18 protein-coding genes are annotated in these 18,453 nt (G+C 64.5%); 15 read left to right on the top strand and 3 right to left on the bottom strand.

Annotation, left to right across the window (positions count from 1 at the left end):
• Positions 1–63: 63 nt before the first annotated feature.
• The 3 genes from AB7008_RS27685 to AB7008_RS27675 all read right to left on the bottom strand — a co-directional run bounded on the left by AB7008_RS27685 (position 64) and on the right by AB7008_RS27675 (position 2,465).
• Positions 64–861 carry a substrate-binding domain-containing protein gene (locus tag AB7008_RS27685; RefSeq protein ID WP_441259832.1) on the bottom strand — a complete coding sequence of 266 codons (798 nt, stop codon included), beginning with the start codon at positions 859–861 and terminating at the stop codon, positions 64–66.
• A gap of 16 nt (positions 862–877) precedes the next feature.
• Positions 878–1,354 carry a preQ(1) synthase gene (queF, locus tag AB7008_RS27680; RefSeq protein ID WP_041960296.1) on the bottom strand — a complete coding sequence of 159 codons (477 nt, stop codon included), beginning with the start codon at positions 1,352–1,354 and terminating at the stop codon, positions 878–880.
• Between the two features lie 133 nt (positions 1,355–1,487).
• Positions 1,488–2,465 carry a Vgb family protein gene (locus AB7008_RS27675; protein WP_304489963.1) on the bottom strand — a complete coding sequence of 326 codons (978 nt, stop codon included), beginning with the start codon at positions 2,463–2,465 and terminating at the stop codon, positions 1,488–1,490.
• A gap of 174 nt (positions 2,466–2,639) precedes the next feature.
• Here AB7008_RS27675 and eno point away from each other — a divergent pair, with 174 nt between their 5' ends.
• The 15 genes from eno (at position 2,640) to lpdA (ending at position 18,411) form a co-directional block, all read left to right on the top strand.
• Positions 2,640–3,923 (top strand): phosphopyruvate hydratase, encoded by a 1,284-nt coding sequence (gene eno / locus AB7008_RS27670; RefSeq protein WP_028149603.1) that lies wholly within the window; start codon positions 2,640–2,642, stop codon positions 3,921–3,923.
• 34 nt (positions 3,924–3,957) lie between these two features.
• On the top strand, positions 3,958–5,097 hold the full coding sequence (locus AB7008_RS27665) for a zinc-binding dehydrogenase (protein WP_441259831.1): 1,140 nt from the start codon (positions 3,958–3,960) through the stop codon (positions 5,095–5,097).
• A 110-nt stretch (positions 5,098–5,207) separates the two neighbouring features.
• Positions 5,208–6,203 (top strand): MBL fold metallo-hydrolase, encoded by a 996-nt coding sequence (locus tag AB7008_RS27660; RefSeq protein ID WP_304489962.1) that lies wholly within the window; start codon positions 5,208–5,210, stop codon positions 6,201–6,203.
• A gap of 190 nt (positions 6,204–6,393) precedes the next feature.
• Positions 6,394–6,945 carry an NADPH-dependent FMN reductase gene (locus AB7008_RS27655; RefSeq protein WP_248877771.1) on the top strand — a complete coding sequence of 184 codons (552 nt, stop codon included), beginning with the start codon at positions 6,394–6,396 and terminating at the stop codon, positions 6,943–6,945.
• A gap of 193 nt (positions 6,946–7,138) precedes the next feature.
• Complete coding sequence (locus AB7008_RS27650) at positions 7,139–7,456, top strand: FtsB family cell division protein (RefSeq protein ID WP_028149600.1); 318 nt, start codon at positions 7,139–7,141, stop codon at positions 7,454–7,456.
• Positions 7,457–7,671: 215 nt separating this feature from the next.
• Positions 7,672–8,631, top strand: coding sequence for a GAF domain-containing protein (locus tag AB7008_RS27645; protein WP_441259830.1), 960 nt, complete (start codon positions 7,672–7,674; stop codon positions 8,629–8,631).
• Positions 8,632–8,787: 156 nt separating this feature from the next.
• Positions 8,788–10,305, top strand: coding sequence for an aldehyde dehydrogenase (adh, locus tag AB7008_RS27640; protein WP_441259829.1), 1,518 nt, complete (start codon positions 8,788–8,790; stop codon positions 10,303–10,305).
• Between the two features lie 191 nt (positions 10,306–10,496).
• Entirely contained in the window at positions 10,497–11,849 is a 1,353-nt protein-coding gene (locus AB7008_RS27635) for a glycerophosphodiester phosphodiesterase family protein (protein ID WP_441259828.1), read from the top strand.
• 254 nt (positions 11,850–12,103) lie between these two features.
• Positions 12,104–13,126, top strand: a complete 1,023-nt coding sequence (gene pdhA / locus AB7008_RS27630) for a pyruvate dehydrogenase (acetyl-transferring) E1 component subunit alpha (protein WP_014495012.1) — start codon at positions 12,104–12,106, stop codon at positions 13,124–13,126.
• 29 nt (positions 13,127–13,155) lie between these two features.
• Positions 13,156–14,556, top strand: a complete 1,401-nt coding sequence (locus tag AB7008_RS27625; RefSeq protein WP_441259827.1) for a pyruvate dehydrogenase complex E1 component subunit beta — start codon at positions 13,156–13,158, stop codon at positions 14,554–14,556.
• A 3-nt stretch (positions 14,557–14,559) separates the two neighbouring features.
• Positions 14,560–14,862, top strand: a complete 303-nt coding sequence (locus AB7008_RS27620) for a DUF5076 domain-containing protein (RefSeq protein WP_028149595.1) — start codon at positions 14,560–14,562, stop codon at positions 14,860–14,862.
• A 2-nt stretch (positions 14,863–14,864) separates the two neighbouring features.
• Positions 14,865–15,317, top strand: coding sequence for a nucleoside deaminase (locus AB7008_RS27615; RefSeq protein WP_441259826.1), 453 nt, complete (start codon positions 14,865–14,867; stop codon positions 15,315–15,317).
• 57 nt (positions 15,318–15,374) lie between these two features.
• Complete coding sequence (locus AB7008_RS27610) at positions 15,375–16,730, top strand: pyruvate dehydrogenase complex dihydrolipoamide acetyltransferase (protein ID WP_039148145.1); 1,356 nt, start codon at positions 15,375–15,377, stop codon at positions 16,728–16,730.
• Positions 16,731–16,738: 8 nt separating this feature from the next.
• Positions 16,739–16,972 carry a hypothetical protein gene (locus tag AB7008_RS27605; protein ID WP_063983083.1) on the top strand — a complete coding sequence of 78 codons (234 nt, stop codon included), beginning with the start codon at positions 16,739–16,741 and terminating at the stop codon, positions 16,970–16,972.
• A gap of 17 nt (positions 16,973–16,989) precedes the next feature.
• Entirely contained in the window at positions 16,990–18,411 is a 1,422-nt protein-coding gene (gene lpdA, locus AB7008_RS27600) for a dihydrolipoyl dehydrogenase (protein WP_441259825.1), read from the top strand.
• The last annotated feature ends 42 nt before the right edge of the window (positions 18,412–18,453 follow it).

Genomic DNA, 18,453 nt, shown 5'->3' with positions numbered 1-18,453 from the left:
CCAAGGGTGGCGAAGCCAATCTGTTGAGGGCGTATCAGGACCCGCGCGTGGAGTAGGCCTGCCTCAATTCGCACCCCCAGCCGGGATCGGCTCCATCCCGCTTGCGATGATCGCTTCGCGCGCGGCGGGGGAGGCGAGGAATTTTATGAGGGCACGCCCGGCCTCGGGCTCCTTCGAGCCGGCCGCGATTCCGGCCGAGAAGATCGTGATCTTTTGCAATTCGTTCGGCAGCGGTCCCACGATATCGATGCCCTTCACGGGCTTCAGCTCGCTGATCTGCTGGAAGCCGAGCTCGGCCTCGCCGTGCGCGACGATCTCGCCGACGGGTGTTGCCGGAATCTTGCGCGCCTTGTCCTTCATGACGTCGGCGATGCCAAGCTTGTCGAACATCTCGGTCGAGACGTAGACGCCGCTGGCGCTATCGGAATAGGCGATCGTTTTCGCCGCCAAGAGCGCGCGCTTGACCGCCTCCACCGAGCCGATGTCCGGCTTCGGCGCACCCGATTTCACGGCAACGCCGATCGGCGATCTGGTGAGGTCGACCTGGCTGCCGGCCACGACCTTGCCCTTGCCGGCGAGGTCGGTGAGGGCATAGCCCACCAGGATCAGGACATCGGCCGGTTCGCCGCGCTCCAGCCGGACCGGGATCGCATTGGTGGTCGTCCCCATCGACGGCCCATATTCCGTCAGCACTTTGTTGCCGGTGGCCTTCTCGAATTCCGGCACGAGCGCCTTGTAGGCAGCCGTCAATCCGCCCGAGATCATCACATGGACCTCGGCAGCTTCGGCCGCGCCGGTCAGCCACAGGACGGTTAGAACGCCGAAGGCAATGTTGCGGAATGTTACTGATATCGATGTCATCGTCATTCGTCTCCAACTAACCCCGTCCGCGATACGGCGCGACGCCTTGCTCTGGCACCCACAATCCCTTCGGCACGCGGCCGGTCTGCCAGAACACGTCGATCGGGATGCCGCCGCGCGGATACCAGTAGCCGCCGATGCGCAAGAACTTCGGCTTGATCTCGCTCGCGATGCGCTTGCCGATCATCACGGTGCAGTCCTCGTGGAATGCGCCGTGATTGCGGAAGCTCGCGATGTAGAGCTTGAGCGACTTCGACTCCAGCAGCCACGGGCCGGGCGCGTAGTCAATCATCAGATGCGCGAAATCCGGTTGTCCCGTGACCGGGCACAGCGACGTGAATTCCGGCACGGTGAAGCGCACCAGATAGTCCGTGCCCTTTTGCGGATTGGGCACGCGGTCGAGCTGGGCTTCTTCCGGTGTGTGCGGCCATTCGACCGCGCGGCCGAGCTGGAGGGATTTCTTCGCCATCGTCGTCACATCCTGTTCGAGCATGATCCGGACCCGGAGGGCCGCGTTAGCGCAAAGTGGGCACCGGTTTTTCGAAAGATCATGCTCAACTCAAAAACCGGAGCGCGATAAGATCGCGCTCCAGAGGGTGCCGGGATGGACGCAAATGTCGCCGTCGTCAACCGGCCGCGATCGTCTGGATCATGACGATCCGGTCGTTGCCGGACTCGCAGCCCCAGAGCTCGCCCGGGCGGCCGTCGAGCTGGCGCACATTGGCATTGGCCTTGTCGCTGGCGAAAACGTTGAACCGCTCGGTCGTGGGATCGAAGCGGACGATGGCATTGGCGGAGAAATCGGTGAGCCAGACCTTGTCCTTGTCGTCGACATAGACGGCATAGGTGCGGGGGTGATCGCCCGGCAGCTTCCAGGTTTTCCAGGAGCCGTTGGCGGGATCGTGCACCGAAACGTGACCGCTGTTCCACTCGCTGACCCAGATCCGGCTTTGCGAATCCGACCAGACCCGACGCGCCCCCTGGCTCGGCGTTGGCGGCTCGACAACGGCGGCATTGCCGGTCGCAAGGTCAATCTTCGCGATGTAGCTGCTGGCCAGCGAGGCGTACCAGACCTCGCCCTTGGGCGTCACCGCGATGCCGTAGGGGCCAACACCCTTGGACGCCCTGAACACGTCCATCTCGCCCGATCCCGGCTTGAGCCGGCCGTAATAGCCGGACTGGCCGGTGAACCAGTAGGTGCCTTCCTTGTCGAACACGCCGGTGTTGAGATTGGCGTAAGCGAATTTTTCGGGCAGTCGGAACAGCGTGACCTTGAGATCGCCGGGATCGACCCGGGCGATCGCGTTCTGGCCGCCCTCGGTGATCCAGGGGGCACCGTCGGGGCCGATCGTCACGCCGTGCGGCGCGGCGCCCTGGCCGAGGCTGACTGTCTTGAAACTGCCATCGCGGGGGTCGAGCCTGCCCAGCATGCCCTTGCCCTGCGCCGTGAACCAGACCGTGCCGTCGCGAGCGGGGGCGAGGTCGTGCAGGCCGATGCCGGCGCTGATGGGGAAATATTTTGTCCGGAACAGGCCCTCCTGCGCGAAACTTGGGCGGACGGCGAGGAGGGAAGCGCTGGAGGCAAGAAACTGGCGGCGGTTCATGGCGTTACCCCGACTGTTTCAGATTGAGGTTGGACGCGCAGAGCAGGCGACCTCAAGGATAGTCCGAGCCCCTTCACGCGTCAGTCGAAGCACGCCGTCCAAGCGTTCACATTTGCTTGCGGCCCGTGTAAGACCCCCGGCACCGATCAGCCCTAACGAACGGAATTGCACATCATGACCGCCATCATCGACATCATCGGCCGCGAAATTCTCGACAGCCGTGGCAATCCCACCGTCGAGGTCGACGTCGTGCTGGAAGATGGTGCGCTCGGCCGTGCCGCGGTGCCGTCCGGCGCCTCCACCGGCGCCCATGAGGCGGTGGAACTGCGTGATGGCGACAAGGCCCGCTATCTCGGCAAAGGCGTCACCAAGGCCGTCGGCGCCGTCAATGGCGAGATCTTCGAGGCCCTGAGCGGCCTCGATGTCGAGCAGCAGGCCCAGATCGACCAGATCATGATCGACCTCGACGGCACGCCGAACAAGAGCCGGCTGGGCGCCAATGCCATCCTCGGCGTCTCGCTCGCCTGCGCCAAGGCAGCCGCGAACTCGCTCGACATGCCGCTCTATCGTTACGTCGGCGGCACCTCGGCGCGTCTCTTGCCGGTGCCGATGATGAACATCATCAATGGCGGTGTGCATGCCGACAATCCGATCGACTTCCAGGAGTTCATGATCCTCCCCGTGGGCGCGTCGTCCTTTGCCGAGGGCCTGCGCTACGGCGCGGAGGTGTTCCACACCCTGAAGTCGGAATTGAAGAAGGCCGGCCACAACACCAATGTCGGCGACGAGGGCGGTTTCGCTCCGAACCTGCCGTCGGCTGACGCCGCGCTCGAATTCGTCATGAACGCGATCGGCAAGGCCGGCTACAAGGCCGGCACCGACATCGTGATCGGCCTCGACTGCGCCTCGACCGAGTTCTTCAAGGACGGCAAGTACGTCTATGAAGGCGAGGGCAAGACCCGCTCGATCTCGGAGCAGGCCAAGTACCTCGCAGACCTGGTGTCGCGCTATCCGATCGTGACCATTGAGGACGGCATGTCGGAAGACGACATGGACGGCTGGAAGGAACTCACCGACCTCATCGGCAAGAAGTGCCAGCTGGTCGGCGACGATCTCTTCGTCACCAACGTCAAGCGCCTGGCCGAAGGCATCAAGGCCGGCCGCGCCAATTCGATCCTGATCAAGGTCAACCAGATCGGTACGCTGACCGAGACGCTCGCCGCCGTCGAGATGGCGCACAAGGCCGGCTATACCTCAGTGATGTCGCACCGCTCCGGCGAGACCGAGGATTCCACCATCGCCGACCTCGCGGTCGCCACCAATTGCGGGCAGATCAAGACCGGCTCCCTTGCGCGTTCCGACCGCACCGCCAAATACAATCAGCTCCTGCGCATCGAGCAACAGCTCGGCAAGCAGGCGCTCTACGGCGGCAAGGCGGCACTGAAGGCGCTGGCATAAGCCGGCGTTCTGGCAAGGACAGGGGAGGATCGACATGAGCGACGGCAAGACCGGACTGCAACTGCGTTCGCTGATCAAGACCAGCGGAGAGCTCGAAATCTCGCTCGTCGACGTGCCGACCCCCGAGCCCGCCGCGGACGAGGTCGTCGTCCGCGTCGAGGCGGCGCCGATCAACCCGTCCGACCTCGGCCTCCTCGTCGGCGCCGCCGATATGAGTACGGCGAAGGCGTCCGGCGCCAAGGACGCTCCCGTCATCACCGCGAAGGTGCCGGAGGGCGCGATGCGGGCGATGGCCGGCCGGCTCGACGAGTCCATGCCGGTCGGTAACGAAGGCGCCGGCGTCGTCATCAAGACCGGCTCGTCCGATGCCGCGAAAGCATTGATGGGCAAGACCGTCGCGATGATCGGCGGCGCGATGTACGCGCAGTACCGCACGCTGAAAGTGCGCGAGTGCCTGCCGCTGCCGGCGGGCACCACGCCGGCCGAAGGCGCCTCCTGCTTCGTCAATCCGCTCACGGCGCTCGGCATGACCGAGACCATGCGGCGCGAGGGGCACAAGGCGCTGGTGCACACCGCGGCCGCCTCCAATCTCGGCCAGATGCTGAACAAGATCTGCATCAAGGACGGCATTCCGCTGGTCAATATCGTGCGCAGCAAGGAGCAGGCCGACATCCTGCACAAGATCGGCGCCAAATACGTCGTCGATTCCACCGCACCGAGCTTCCTCGGCGATCTCACCAATGCGCTGGTCGAGACCGGCGCCACCATCGCCTTCGATGCCATCGGCGGCGGCAAGCTGGCCGGCGACATCCTCAACTGCATGGAAGCCGCGATCAACAAGACCGCCAAGGAATACAGCCGCTACGGCTCCAACGTGCACAAGCAGGTCTACGTCTACGGCGCGCTCGACATCCGCCCGATCGAGCTGCCGCGCGGCTTCGGTATGGCCTGGGGCGTTGGCGGCTGGCTGCTGTTTCCGTTCCTGATGAAGATCGGGCAGGCGGACGGAGCCAGGCTGCGCCAGCGCGTCGTCGACGAATTGAAGACGACCTTCGCCAGCCACTACACCAAGGTGGTGTCGCTTCAGGAGGCGCTCGATCCCGCCAACATCGCGGTCTACGCCAAACGGGCCACCGGCGAAAAATTCCTCATCAACCCAAATAAATCTTCGTGATGTGCCACGGCACACCATCCAAAGAAGGACTTGCCTTCTGAGCGAAGCGGGAGAACATTCGCGCCGCAATTGAAGGCGGGGCAACCGCAAGCATAGAAGGGGACACTTCCATGACTGATCTGAATCGCCGCGACCTGCTCGCGGGCGCGGCCGCTATTGGCGCGGCGGCCGTGACCGGACTTGGACCGACCACTGCCAGTGCCTCGGTGCCGCAAAGCGGGGCGCAGGCGCCCGGCTTCTATCGCTACAAGGTCGGCAGCTACGAGTGCACCTCGATCAATGACGGCGCGCGCACCTTCCCGATGCCGGACAAGTTCGTGGTCAACCTGCCGAAGGAGGAAGCGCTGGCCGCGGGCGAGGCGGCGTACATGCCGAAGGGCATGGTCACGGTGCCGTTCAATCCGCAACTCATCAACACCGGCTCGAAGCTGGTCCTGATCGACACCGGCAACGGCGTTGCCAATCTCGAGCCGAGCAAGGGCGCGGTCGGCCGTACGCTGCAGAACCTCGCCGCTGCGGGCGTCGACCCGAAGAACATCGACGTCGTGCTGCTGTCGCATCTCCATCCTGATCACACCAACGGCATTCGTCTCGCCGACGGCGCGCTCGCGTTCCCGAATGCGGAGATCATGGTGCCGGCGAAGGATTGGGAGTTCTGGGCGAGCGACGAGAACGCGGCCAAGGCTCCGAACGACATGACGAAGAACTACTTCGCCAACGTGAAGAAGACCTTTGCCGGTCTCGAATCCAAGGTCACGAAGTATGAGTGGGGCAAGGAGGTCGCCCCGGGCATCACCTCGATCGCGACGCCCGGCCATACGCCGGGGCACACCTCGTTCGCGGTGGCCTCTGGCGACAAGAAGGTGCTGATCCAGTCTGACGTCACCAACATTCCGGAGTTCTTCCTGCGCAATCCGGATTGGCACGTGGCGTTCGACAACGACGCCGCGCTGGCGCAGGCCACCCGCCACAAATTCTACGACATGGCGGCGGCCGAGAAGGCGACGGTGATCGGCTTCCACTTCACCTTCCCCTCGGTGGGGCATGTCGAGAAGGACGGCGCGAAATACCGCCTGATCCCGTCGGCCTGGAATCCGACGATCTGAACCGGGCCAGGGGTTCGCGAGAAACATCAGGCCGCCTTCGGGCGGCCTGATTGTTTTTGGATCGTAGCGACCATCTGCTTTCGGGAAACTCAGCGTTTCCAAACGGGACCGGTTCATGCACTTGCATCGATCGGGCTGGATCGCTTAAGTGCCGCCCCGGAACTTCCGCTCAAGCCCCCAAGGACAATCCATGGCCTACAACATCGTCGTGATCGCCGGCAGCCTGCGCAAGGACAGCTTTTCGCTGAAGGTCGCCAACGCGCTCGCAAAACTCGCGCCGGCCTCGCTCAAGCTCGAGGTCATCACGCTGGCAGGCATCTCGTTCTTCAACCAGGATCTCGAGGGCGCACCGCCCGCGGACTGGCTGGCTTTCCGCGAGAAGCTGCAGAAGTCGGACGGCGTCATTTTCGTCACCCCCGAATACAACCGCGCCATCCCGGGCGTGCTGAAGAACGCCATCGACGTCGCTTCGCGCCCCTATGGCAAGAGCTCGTTCAACGGCAAGCCGGTCGGCATCATCTCGAACTCGCCGGGCCCGCTCGGCGGCGTCAGCGCGGCCAAGACGCTGCAGAACATCCTGCCGGGCATTGCCGGCCCGATCCTGCAGCAGCCGGAGACCTATCTGAACGCGGTCGGCGATGCCTTCGATGCGGAGGGGAACCTGACCAAGGAATCTCTGAAGCCCGTCCTCCAGGCCTATGTCGACGCCTTTGCCGCGCACGTGGCCAAGCACCACGGCTGAGGTCTTCTTCGTGATGGCCGGGCAAAAGCGCGAAGCGCGTCTTCGCGCTAGATGTCCCGGCCATCCACGTCTTGGCTCGTGGTGACGAAGAACGTGGATGCCCGGCACAAGGCCGGGCATGACGGCTGGGGTAGGGAACGCGAAGGGGGAAACGATTAGCACTCCCTTAACCAACCTGCCGCATCTTCCCAAGATGGTCTCCCGCGCGCGCCTGAAATCGATCCTGACCGGCCTTGCCCTCTATGCGATGGCGGCCGCTATCGTCGGCTATTTCGGCGTCAACGCTTACACTGGCAAATACGGTCTCAACGCTCGTCAGGAACTCGACCAGGAGATCATCGCGCTGACGAGCGAGCTGGCTCAGCTCAAGCGCGAGCGCGCGAAGAGCGAGCAGCGCGTGTCGCTGCTGCGGACGTCGCGGATCGATCCTGACATGCTGGACGAGCGGGCGCGCTATCAGCTTGACTATGTCAATCCGCACGATCTCGTTCGGATGATCCCGGCGAAGTAGCGCTTTCCGCAGCATTCGAAACCGGCATCGAAAGCCGCTGCCGAAATCCGACAACCGTGTAGCAATTCTACCGAAAGTCTTAGGCTTGGAACCGGGCTGCCGCCTTGACGGCAACGCAGTAACGGCCCCATGGCTTCTGCCGCCGTCTGCCCGAGTTGACGCAGATCAACCGGGCCGTGTCGGCGCAGCCTAGACTGCCACCGGAGGAAACAGTGATGAATGGGCCAATGTCCCGGCATCACGCGGCCCGCGTCGAGGCCGCCATTGCGTCAGGCCAGGCCGCGCGCTCCGCGCTGGTGGCCTCATGGCGCCGTTCGTCCCGATTGTATCATCTCGATCCCGCCGGCCGCAGCGCGCCGATGCGGCTGAGTGATGTCGAGTTGCGGCAGGCGCGCGAGCGCGTCGCGCCGCTGCTCGCCGCCGCGCAAGGCGCGATGGACCGGCTGTATCAGGCGGTCGGCGCGAGCGGCTGCTGCGTGCTGCTCGCAGACGGCGCGGGCGTGCCGGTCGACCGCCGCGGCACGGCGGTGGACGATGCGACGTTCCAATCCTGGGGCCTGTGGACCGGCGCGCTCTGGAGCGAGGAGCATGAAGGCACCAACGGCATCGGCACCTGCGTCGTCGAGCAGCGCCCGCTGACGATCGACCGCGACCAGCATTTCTTCACCCGCAACACACTTCTGAGTTGCACCGCCGTTCCGATCTACGATCACGAGGCGGCGTTTGCGGGCGTGCTCGATGTCTCCTCCTGCCGCGCCGACCGGACCGATGCGTTTTTGAATCTGATCGCGCTCGCGGCAGGTGAGGCGGCGAGGCGCATCGAAGCTGATCTGTTTCGCCGCGCCTTCGCCCATGCCCGCATCGTGCTGACGCAAGGCGCCGACGGCCAAGCCGGCGGCCTCGTCGCGGTCGATGCGGATGATCTCGTGATCGGCGCGACCCGGTCCGCGCGCGTGGGACTCGGGATTGCGCCCGGCCGTCCCTTGCAGCCGGTGCCCGCGGCCGATCTGCTCGGCGGCGAACCCGCGCACGACCATCTCGCCGGCGGCCAGCGCGCGGTGCTGCAACGGGCGCTGCTGCGGGCCGGCGGCAATGTGTCGGCCGCCGCAAAAGCGCTCGGCGTCAGTCGCGCCACGCTGCACCGGAAGCTGAAGCGGTTCGAGCTGAAGCACTGAGGGCGCTTGCCTCGCCCGTGACTGTCGCAGAACTGCGACAGGTTACCCCGGCCATCGCTCCCGCCCGGGCTGACAGGAAAACGCTCCCGCGACATCGTCGGCGCAAGTCGTGAACACGCGGCGAATTGCGCAAACAGCAAACATCGGGAGCGATCAATGAACAAGGTGGAATTCCTCGGCGTCACCCAGGTTCCATTTGCCGAACGCTATGACAATTTCATCGGCGGCAAATTCGTCGCGCCAATCTCCGGCAAGTACTTTGACAACGCCTCGCCGGTGAACGGCCAGATCGTCTGCAAGATTGCGCGTTCCGATGCGCAGGACGTCGAGGCCGCCCTCGATGCGGCGCATGCCGCCAAGGCCGCCTGGGGACGCACCAGCGTCGCCGAGCGCGCCGCGATCCTGAACCGGATCGCCGACCGGATGGAAGAGAATCTGGAGCGCCTTGCGATTGCCGAGACCTGGGACAACGGCAAGCCGATCCGCGAGACCCGCGCCGCCGACCTGCCACTCGCGATCGATCATTTCCGCTATTTCGCCGGCGTGGTGCGTGCACAGGAGGGCTCGATCGGCGAGATCGACCACGACACCATCGCCTATCATTTCCACGAACCGCTCGGCGTGGTCGGCCAGATCATCCCCTGGAACTTCCCGCTGCTGATGGCGTGCTGGAAGCTCGCGCCGGCGCTCGCCGCCGGTAATTGCGTCGTGCTCAAGCCGGCCGAGCAGACCCCGGCCTCGATCATGGTCTGGGCCGAGATCATCGGCGACCTCCTGCCGCCCGGCGTCCTCAACATCGTCAACGGCTTTGGCCTCGAAGCTGGCAAGCCGCTCGCATCCAGCCCGCGGATCGCGAAAATCGCCTTCACCGGCGAGACCACGACGGGCCGGCTGATCATGCAATATGCCAGCCAGAACCTGATCCCGGTCACGCTCGAGCTCGGCGGCAAGTCGCCGAACATCTTCTTCAACGACGTCACCGCCGAGGACGACGACTTCTTCGACAAGGCGATCGAAGGTTTTGTGATGTTCGCGCTGAACCAGGGCGAGGTCTGCACCTGTCCGAGCCGGGCGCTGGTCCACGCCGACATCTACGACCGCTTCATGGAGCGGGCATTGGAGCGCGTCGCCGCGATCAAGCAGGGCGATCCGCGTGCGGCCGACACCATGATCGGCGCGCAGGCATCCAGCGAGCAGCTCGCCAAGATCCTCTCCTATATCGACATCGGCAAGCAGGAGGGTGCCAGGGTGCTGGCCGGCGGCGGTCGTGCCGAGCTCGGGGGCGATCTGTCCGGCGGCTTCTACGTCCAGCCGACGGTGTTCGAGGGCCACAACAAGATGCGAATCTTCCAGGAGGAGATCTTTGGTCCCGTCGTCTCGGTCACGACCTTCAAGACCGATGACGAAGCGCTCGCGATCGCCAACGACACGCTCTACGGCCTGGGAGCCGGCGTCTGGAGTCGCGATGCCAACCGCTGCTACCGCTTCGGCCGGGCCATCCAGGCCGGCCGGGTCTGGACCAACTGCTACCATGCGTATCCTGCGCATGCCGCGTTCGGCGGCTACAAGCAATCGGGCGTCGGTCGCGAGACCCACAAGATGATGCTCGATCACTACCAGCAGACCAAGAATCTCCTGGTCAGCTACAGCCCGAAGAAGCTTGGCTTCTTCTGATCGGGCAAGATCTGATTGAGTAGGAGAGGGCGGAGCAACCTTGCGCCGCCCTCTCCGTCGTCATCCGTCTGTCAGAGTCTTGAGACAATACGACAGCGCCGACCGTATTCGGTTCGGCGCCCGCGGCATTCGAAGCGATGCCGGGCAAAGACGGAGGCTTGGTGATGCGGAACAGTCGTTCAGGACGGACAATGGGTGTCGCAGCGGTGCTGTTCGGCGCGGCGGTGCTGCCGCTGTCGATGGCCCTTGCACAGTCCGGCCCGGCGCCAGCCGGCGCCAAGCCCTTCCTGACCGTCGATGGAAAGGCGCCGCTGGTCCTTGGCCATCGCGGCCTGCCGGGCCTGGTACCAGAAGAGACCGAGGCGTCGTACGACCTCGCCGCGGCACTCGGGACCGATGCGCTCGAAGAGGATTTGCACCTGACCAAGGATTGCGTTCTGGTCGTGCGTCATAACCCCTGGCTGAGCGACAACACCAACATTGTCGAGGTGGCAAAGACCAATGCGGCCGTCGCCGCCCGCAAGCGCACCGTGCCCGGTGTGCGCGTCAAGGCCCCGTCGGCCACCGGCGTGCCTGCCGATTACCTGACGGATCTCAGCGACCCGGCCGATCCCAAATCGGTGCTGAAGTCGCTGATCGTCGACGGCGAGGATCATACCAACGATTGGTCGATCAGCGATTTCACCATGGCCGAGCTGAAGCAATGGATCGGCGGCACCACCTATGACGCGGCCAACGAGCGGCCGAAAGTCTTCAACGGCAAGCTCCCGATCATCAGCTTCCAGGACGTCATCGACATCGCCAAGGTCAAGAGCAAGGAGACCGGGCGGTCCATCCTCGTCTATCCCGAAACCAAGAACCCGACCTGGAACAATGCCCAGGCGATCGCCAATGGCTGCGGCGCGGCCGGCAGCCGTCCGCTCGAAGATGCCCTGATCAAGATCATTGGCGATAACGGCCTCAATACCAAGGACGCTCCGATTCTGGTCCAGAGCTTCGAACCTGGCAGCCTGAAATATATGCGCAGCCACGGCCTCCAGGCGCGGCAGGTCCAGCTCGTCGACGGCAACGGAATCGACTTCAAAACCGGCAAGGTTCTCCTCAACAACATCACGAATTCGCGCCCGTTCGACTGGACCGTTGCGGGCGATGCGCGCTTGTACGATGCGATGCTGACGCCCGAGGGGCTTGCCGAGATCAAGACCTATGCCGAGGGCATCGGTCCGTGGAAGGCCTACATCGTTCCGCTCAAGATCGCGCCGTGGAAGGACACTAACGCCGATGGCACGCCCTACAAGGGATCGACGCCGGAGGCTTCGACGCAGGACGCGACCAGCCTCGTCGCGGACGCGCACAAGCTCGGTCTTTTCGTCCATGTCTTCACTTTTCGGAACGAGAAGAAATATCTCGCCGCCGACTATCGCGGCGACCCGAGCCTTGAATATCTCAAATTCTACCGGCTCGGTGTCGATGGGGTCTTCAGCGACTTCACGCATACCGGCGTTGCCGCCCGCTCAGCGTATTTGCGCGAGTTGGGCTGGTAAGGCTGGCACGGCGAATCGGACGCGCGTGGGATTTCGGATACAAAACACCGCGTCCGATTTCTCTGCGTTGGCGGCTCACGCTCCCTTCGCTGACCGGTGAGCTAAAGTTGCCCGATCGGCGCCAAAGGTTTTGCAAAGTTTCGGCCACGTTGCAGTGCGGCATAATGAAAGTCGAGCCATGCCGCCGCGGTCCTTTCCAAGGGCGTTTGACTTGGGTTAGAGAGGGCTGAAGTTTTCTCTGACCCGGAATTCCCATGGCCGCACCCAAGAAAGCCGCCGCAAGCACTCCACAAGACAAGACCGACGGCGGTTCGCCCCCGGAATTCACCAGAGAGCAGGAGCTCAAAGCGCTCCGCGACATGCTCCTGATCCGGCGGTTCGAGGAAAAGGCCGGCCAGCTCTACGGCATGGGCGCGATCGGCGGCTTCTGCCACCTCTATATCGGCCAGGAGGCCGTGGTGGTCGGCATGCAGATGGCCCTGAAGCAGGGCGATCAGGTCATCACCGGCTATCGCGATCACGGTCATATGCTTGCCACCGGCATGGAGGCCAACGGCGTCATGGCCGAGCTCACCGGCCGGCGCGGTGGCTATTCCAAGGGCAAGGGCGGCTCCATGCACATGTTCAGCAAGGAGAAGCACTTCTACGGCGGTCACGGCATCGTCGGCGCCCAGGTCTCGCTCGGCACGGGTCTGGCCTTCGCCAACCATTATCGTGGTAACGACAATGTCAGCGTCACCTATTTCGGCGACGGCGCGGCCAATCAGGGCCAGGTCTATGAGAGCTTCAACATGGCGGAGCTCTGGAAGCTGCCGGTGATCTACGTCATCGAGAACAACCGCTACGCCATGGGCACCGCGGTGTCGCGCGCTTCGGCGCAGCAGGATTTCTCCAAGCGCGGTGCGTCCTTCAACATCCCCGGCATGCAGGTCGACGGCATGGACGTCCGCGCCGTGAAGGCCGCGGGCGAGGAGGCGGCGGCCTGGTGCCGCGCCGGCAAGGGCCCCTTCATCCTGGAGATGCAGACCTACCGCTATCGCGGCCACTCGATGTCCGACCCCGCCAAGTACAGAACGCGCGAAGAGGTCGAAAAAGTCCGCCACGACCAGGACCCGATCGAGCAGGTGCGCAACCGCCTGCTCGCAGCCAAGGTGAGCGAGGCCGATCTCAAGGCGATCGACGCCGAGGTCCGCGACATCGTCAATGCGTCCGCCGACTTCGCCCAGCATGATCCCGAGCCGGATGCCGCCGAGCTCTGGACCGACATTTATCGCTGAACGCGCGCAAGCTTTCTTTTGGAGTCGATATGCCAATTCAAGTGCTGATGCCCGCGTTGTCGCCCACGATGGAGAAGGGCAACCTTGCCAAGTGGCTGAAGAAAGAGGGCGAGACCATCAAATCCGGCGACGTCATCGCCGAGATCGAGACCGACAAGGCGACCATGGAGGTCGAGGCGACCGACGAGGGGACGCTCGGCAAGATCCTGATCCCCGAGGGCACCGCCGACGTTGCCGTGAACACGCCGATCGCGACCATCCTCGCCGATGGCGAGAGCGCCGCCGATCTCGCCAAGGCGCCGGCCGCGCCCGCGCCGAGCGTCGCGCAGGAAGTCGCCGAATCCCGCTCGCCGGTCGGCGAAGGCAAGCCGATGATCTCGGCGCCCAAGGCTGCGCCCGCACCCCAGGCCGTCGCCGAACCCGATCCTGAATTGCCCGCCGGCACCGAGATGGTGACGCAGACCATCCGCGAAGCGCTGCGCGACGCAATGGCCGAAGAGATGCGCCGCGACGCCGACGTCTTCGTGATGGGCGAAGAGGTCGCCGAATACCAGGGCGCCTACAAGGTGACGCAGGGCCTGCTCCAGGAGTTCGGCGCCAGGCGCGTCATCGACACGCCGATCACCGAGCACGGCTTTGCCGGCATAGGCGTCGGTGCCGCGATGACCGGGCTGAAGCCGATCGTCGAGTTCATGACCTTCAACTTCGCCATGCAGGCGATCGACCAGATCATCAACTCGGCGGCCAAGACGCTTTACATGTCCGGCGGCCAGATGGGCTGCTCGATCGTGTTCCGCGGCCCGAACGGCGCCGCCGCGCGTGTCGCCGCCCAGCACAGCCAGGACTACTCGTCCTGGTATTCCAACGTCCCGGGTCTCAAGGTGGTCGCGCCGTTCTCCGCAGCGGACTACAAGGGCCTGCTCAAGGCTGCGATCCGCGATCCCAATCCGGTGATCTTCCTCGAGAACGAGGTGCTCTACGGCCATACCGGCGAAGTGCCGAAGCTCGATGACTTCGTGATCCCGATCGGTAAGGCGCGCATCGTGCGTTCGGGCGGCCACGTCACCATCATCTCCTGGTCGAACGGCATGACCTATGCGCTGAAAGCCGCCGACGAACTCGCCAAGGACGGTATCGAGGCCGAGGTGATCGACCTGCGCACGCTACGGCCGATGGACACCGAGACCATCGTCAACTCGGTCAAGAAGACCGGTCGTGCGGTCACGGTGGAAGAGGGCTGGGCGCAGAGCGGCGTCGGCGCCGAGATCGCCGCGCGCATCATGGAGAACGCGTTCGACTATCTGGATGCGCCGGTCGCGCGCGTCTCCGGCAAGGACGTCCCGATGCCTTATGCCGCGAACCTGGAGAAGCTCGCGCTGCCGTCGGCAGCCGAAGTGGTCGAGGCCGCCAAAGCCGTCTGCTACAGGTAGATCATGGCGGGCCCGAAGGAGCAGCCATTACCACCCGACGTCCTCGCCCGCGACGATGCGGTCGAGATCCTGCGCGTATTCGTGCTGGACGGCGGGCTGTCGATGGCGTTCCAGCGCGCTTTCGAGGAGCCCGATATGTGGGGCCTCCTGCTCGTCGATCTCGCCCGCCACGCGGCGCGCGCCTATGCGCGCGAGAGCGAATACACCGAGGAGGACGCGCTGAGCCGGATCCTCGAGATGTTCCAGGCGGAGATTGAGCGGCCGACCGATACGGGCACGACGACACCGCGCGGGAAGGGGCACTGATCGTGGCGATCGAAGCCCTTCATTTCGATTTCATGCTGGAGGCGATCCGTAAGGCGGAGGCTTCGATCGCGCAGGGCGGCCTGCCGATAGGCGCCGTGCTGACGCGCGGCAACGAGATCATCGCCCGCGGCCACAACAACCGTGTGCAGGAAAAGAATGTCATCCTCCACGGCGAGATGAGCTGCCTGCGCGAGGCCGGCGTGATCTCGTTCCACGATACCGTCATGTACACCACGCTGTCGCCATGCTCGATGTGCGCCGGCGCGCTCGCTCTGTTCAAGGTGAAGCTGGTGGTGATCGGAGAATCCGTCACCTTCCCGGGCTCCAAGGACATCCTCGACAAGTTCGGCATCCCCTGGATCGACCTTGCCGACGACCGCTCCATCACCATGATGAAGAATTGGCGTTCCATCCCTGCCAACGAGCGCCTGTGGCAGGGCGACATCGGCAACTAAACCTGGTCGTCTTCGCTGTCGGAGACGACGTATTGAAAAGTTCTTCTTGAGGTCAGCATGCCCATCAACATCCTGATGCCCGCTCTCTCGCCGACAATGGAGAAGGGCAACCTCGCCAAGTGGCTGAAGAAGGAAGGCGACAAGGTCAAATCCGGCGACGTCATCGCCGAGATCGAGACCGACAAGGCGACCATGGAGGTCGAGGCGATCGACGAAGGCACGATCGCCAAGATCCTCGTGCCCGAGGGCACGCAGGACGTCCCGGTCAACGACGTGATCGCGGTGCTGGCCGGCGAAGGCGAGGACGTGAAGGCGGCTGGTGCCGCCAAGCCCAGCGCCTCGGCCGCACCTCCGAAAGCTGCTGAAGCGCCCGCCGCTGCGCCGGCTCCCGCAGCTGCGCCTGCCGCGCCCAAGGCTGCGCCGCCGCCTGCCGCTGCACCGGCGCCGCAGGCCGCAGCTCCGGCCGCGCAGAGCAACGGCCATGGCGGCCGCGTGTTCTCATCACCGCTCGCGCGCCGTCTTGCCAAGGACGCCGGCATCGACGTGTCGATGGTGACCGGTACCGGCCCGCACGGCCGCGTGGTCGCCCGCGACGTCGAGCAGGCCAAGTCCGGCAAGGGCCTGAAGGCGCCTGCCGCTGCGCCGTCCGGGGCGCCCTCGATCGCGCCGACCATGTCGGACAAGCAGATCCTGTCGCTGTTCGAGCCCGGCTCCTACGAGATCGTGCCGCATGACGGCATGCGCCGCACGATCGCGCAACGCCTGACTGCGTCGATCCAGAACGTCCCGCACTTCTACCTCACCATCGACTGCGACATCGGCAAGCTGCTCGCCGCGCGCGAGGAGATCAATGCGGCTGCTCCCAAGGACAAGGAGAAGAAGCCGCTCTACAAGATCTCGGTCAACGACTTCGTCATCAAGGCGATGGCCGTTGCGCTCCAGAGGATCCCGAACTGCAACGTCAGCTGGACCGAAAGCGGCATGGTCAAGCATCACCATTCCGACGTCGGCGTCGCCGTGGCGATGCCCGGTGGCCTGATCACGCCGATCATCCGTAAGGCCGAGACCAAGACGCTCTCGACCATCTCCAACGAGATGAAGGATTTCGCCGCGCGCGCCCGCTCGCGCAAGCTGAAGCCCGAGGAATACCAGGGCGGGACCACCGCGGTCTCCAACCTCGGCATGTTCGGCATCAGCCACTTCACCGCCGTGATCAACCCGCCGCATGCGACCATTCTGGCGGTCGGCACCAGCGAGGAGCGGCCGGTCGTGCGTGGCGGCAAGATCGAGATCGCGCACATGATGAGCGTGACCTTGTCCTGCGATCACCGCGCCATCGACGGCGCGCTTGGCGCCGAGCTGATCGGCGCGTTCAAGCAGTTGATCGAAAATCCCGTCATGATGATGGTCTGAGATGGCGCATGAGGACGCGCTGGCCCTGGATCTCGATGCTGGTCTCGCTGATCCTCACGCTGAGCCCGCTCGGCCGCGACATCGTTGACTCCGCCTTCTTCGCCGGCGAAGCGCTGTCGCGTAACATCTGGGCGCCGATCGCGCTCACCATCTTCGCCGTCATGGCGGCCGCCATTCTCTCGGAATGGCTGATCAGAACCTACATCCGCAATCGCCGCGCCCGCGGCGCAACGACCGCTTGAGTTGAACGGGAGCCGCCATGGCCGATACATCCTTCGACGTCATCATCATCGGCTCTGGCCCCGGCGGCTATGTCACCGCGATCCGCGCCGCCCAGCTCGGCTTCAAGGTTGCCATCGTCGAGAAATCCTATCTCGGCGGCATCTGCCTGAACTGGGGCTGCATCCCGACCAAGGCGCTGCTGCGCTCCGCCGAGATCTATCACTACATGCAGCACGCCAAGGATTACGGCCTGTCGGCGGAGAAGGTCTCGTTCGACCCGAAGGCCGTGGTGCAGCGTTCGCGCGGCGTCTCGAAGCGGCTGAACGACGGCGTCGGCTTCCTGATGAAGAAGAACAAGGTCAGCGTGATCTGGGGCGCGGCCTCGATCGATGCGCCCGGCAAGGTCACCGTGAAGAAGTCCGACGTCGAGGGCCCGAAGGGCGCGCTGGGCGAGGGGAGCTACCAAGCCAAGCACATCATTATTGCAACCGGTGCGCGGCCGCGCGTGCTGCCCGGCCTTGAGCCCGACAAGAAGCTGATCTGGACCTATTTCGAGGCGATGGTCCCGGATACGATGCCGAAGTCGCTGCTGGTCGTCGGGTCGGGCGCGATCGGCATCGAGTTCGCCTCGTTCTTCCACACCATGGGCTCCGACGTCACCGTGGTCGAGGTTCTGCCGCAGATCCTGCCCGTCGAGGACGCCGAGATTGCAGGCCTCGCCCGCAAGCGCCTGGAGAAGCAGGGCATCAAGATCATGTCCTCGACCAAGGTCACGAAGCTGGAGAAGAAGGCCGACAGCGTCGTCGCCACCATCGACGACGGCAAGGGCAAGCCCGTCACCACCGAGTTCGAGCGCGTAATCTCGGCGGTCGGCGTCGTCGGCAATATCGAGAATCTCGGCCTCGAAAAGCTCGGCGTGAAGACCGACCGCGGCTGTATCGTCATCGACGGCTACGGCAAGACCAACGTCCCCGGCATCTATGCCATCGGCGACGTCGCCGGTCCCCCGATGCTGGCGCACAAGGCCGAGCATGAAGGCGTGATCTGCGTCGAGGCCATCAAGGGCCTGCATCCGCATCCCATGGACAAGAACCTGATCCCGGGCTGCACCTATTGCCAGCCGCAGGTCGCCTCCGTCGGCCTCACCGAAGCCAAGGCCAAGGAAAGTGGCCGAGAGATCCGCGTCGGCCGTTTCCCGTTCGTCGGCAACGGCAAGGCGATTGCGCTCGGCGAAGACCAGGGCCTGGTCAAGGTGATCTTCGACAAGAAGACCGGCCAGCTCCTCGGCGCCCACATGGTCGGTGCTGAAGTCACCGAACTGATCCAGGGCTACGTCGTCGCCATGAACCTGGAGACGACCGAAGAAGAGCTGATGCACACGGTGTTCCCGCATCCGACCCTGTCGGAGATGATGAAGGAAGCCGTGCTGGATGCGTATGGAAGGGTGTTGAATATTTGAGGATTGGGCGGCGGCGCCGTGCCCGATCCGTCATCCTGAGGT

This window comes from Bradyrhizobium sp. 521_C7_N1_3, from assembly GCF_052075975.1.
In the GTDB taxonomy this organism is placed as follows: Bacteria; Pseudomonadota; Alphaproteobacteria; order Rhizobiales; family Xanthobacteraceae; genus Bradyrhizobium; species Bradyrhizobium japonicum.
The sequence above is the reverse complement of the archived record's forward strand: the minus strand, read 5'-3'. Positions and strand labels throughout refer to the sequence as shown.

Excerpts from the sequence above, each read along its gene's own strand:
- eno (WP_028149603.1), top strand. The coding sequence starts at position 2,640 with ATGACCGCCATCATCGACATCATCGGCCGCGAAATTCTCGACAGCCGT.
- AB7008_RS27655 (WP_248877771.1), top strand. The coding sequence starts at position 6,394 with ATGGCCTACAACATCGTCGTGATCGCCGGCAGCCTGCGCAAGGACAGC.
- AB7008_RS27620 (WP_028149595.1), top strand. The coding sequence starts at position 14,560 with ATGGCGGGCCCGAAGGAGCAGCCATTACCACCCGACGTCCTCGCCCGC.
- AB7008_RS27650 (WP_028149600.1), top strand. The coding sequence starts at position 7,139 with ATGGTCTCCCGCGCGCGCCTGAAATCGATCCTGACCGGCCTTGCCCTC.
- AB7008_RS27660 (WP_304489962.1), top strand. The coding sequence starts at position 5,208 with ATGACTGATCTGAATCGCCGCGACCTGCTCGCGGGCGCGGCCGCTATT.
- pdhA (WP_014495012.1), top strand. The coding sequence starts at position 12,104 with ATGGCCGCACCCAAGAAAGCCGCCGCAAGCACTCCACAAGACAAGACC.
- AB7008_RS27625 (WP_441259827.1), top strand. The coding sequence starts at position 13,156 with ATGCCAATTCAAGTGCTGATGCCCGCGTTGTCGCCCACGATGGAGAAG.
- AB7008_RS27645 (WP_441259830.1), top strand. The coding sequence starts at position 7,672 with ATGAATGGGCCAATGTCCCGGCATCACGCGGCCCGCGTCGAGGCCGCC.
- AB7008_RS27610 (WP_039148145.1), top strand. The coding sequence starts at position 15,375 with ATGCCCATCAACATCCTGATGCCCGCTCTCTCGCCGACAATGGAGAAG.
- AB7008_RS27685 (WP_441259832.1), bottom strand. The coding sequence starts at position 861 with ATGACATCGATATCAGTAACATTCCGCAACATTGCCTTCGGCGTTCTA.
- AB7008_RS27665 (WP_441259831.1), top strand. The coding sequence starts at position 3,958 with ATGAGCGACGGCAAGACCGGACTGCAACTGCGTTCGCTGATCAAGACC.
- lpdA (WP_441259825.1), top strand. The coding sequence starts at position 16,990 with ATGGCCGATACATCCTTCGACGTCATCATCATCGGCTCTGGCCCCGGC.
- adh (WP_441259829.1), top strand. The coding sequence starts at position 8,788 with ATGAACAAGGTGGAATTCCTCGGCGTCACCCAGGTTCCATTTGCCGAA.
- queF (WP_041960296.1), bottom strand. The coding sequence starts at position 1,354 with ATGCTCGAACAGGATGTGACGACGATGGCGAAGAAATCCCTCCAGCTC.
- AB7008_RS27635 (WP_441259828.1), top strand. The coding sequence starts at position 10,497 with ATGGGTGTCGCAGCGGTGCTGTTCGGCGCGGCGGTGCTGCCGCTGTCG.
- AB7008_RS27675 (WP_304489963.1), bottom strand. The coding sequence starts at position 2,465 with ATGAACCGCCGCCAGTTTCTTGCCTCCAGCGCTTCCCTCCTCGCCGTC.
- AB7008_RS27605 (WP_063983083.1), top strand. The coding sequence starts at position 16,739 with ATGAGGACGCGCTGGCCCTGGATCTCGATGCTGGTCTCGCTGATCCTC.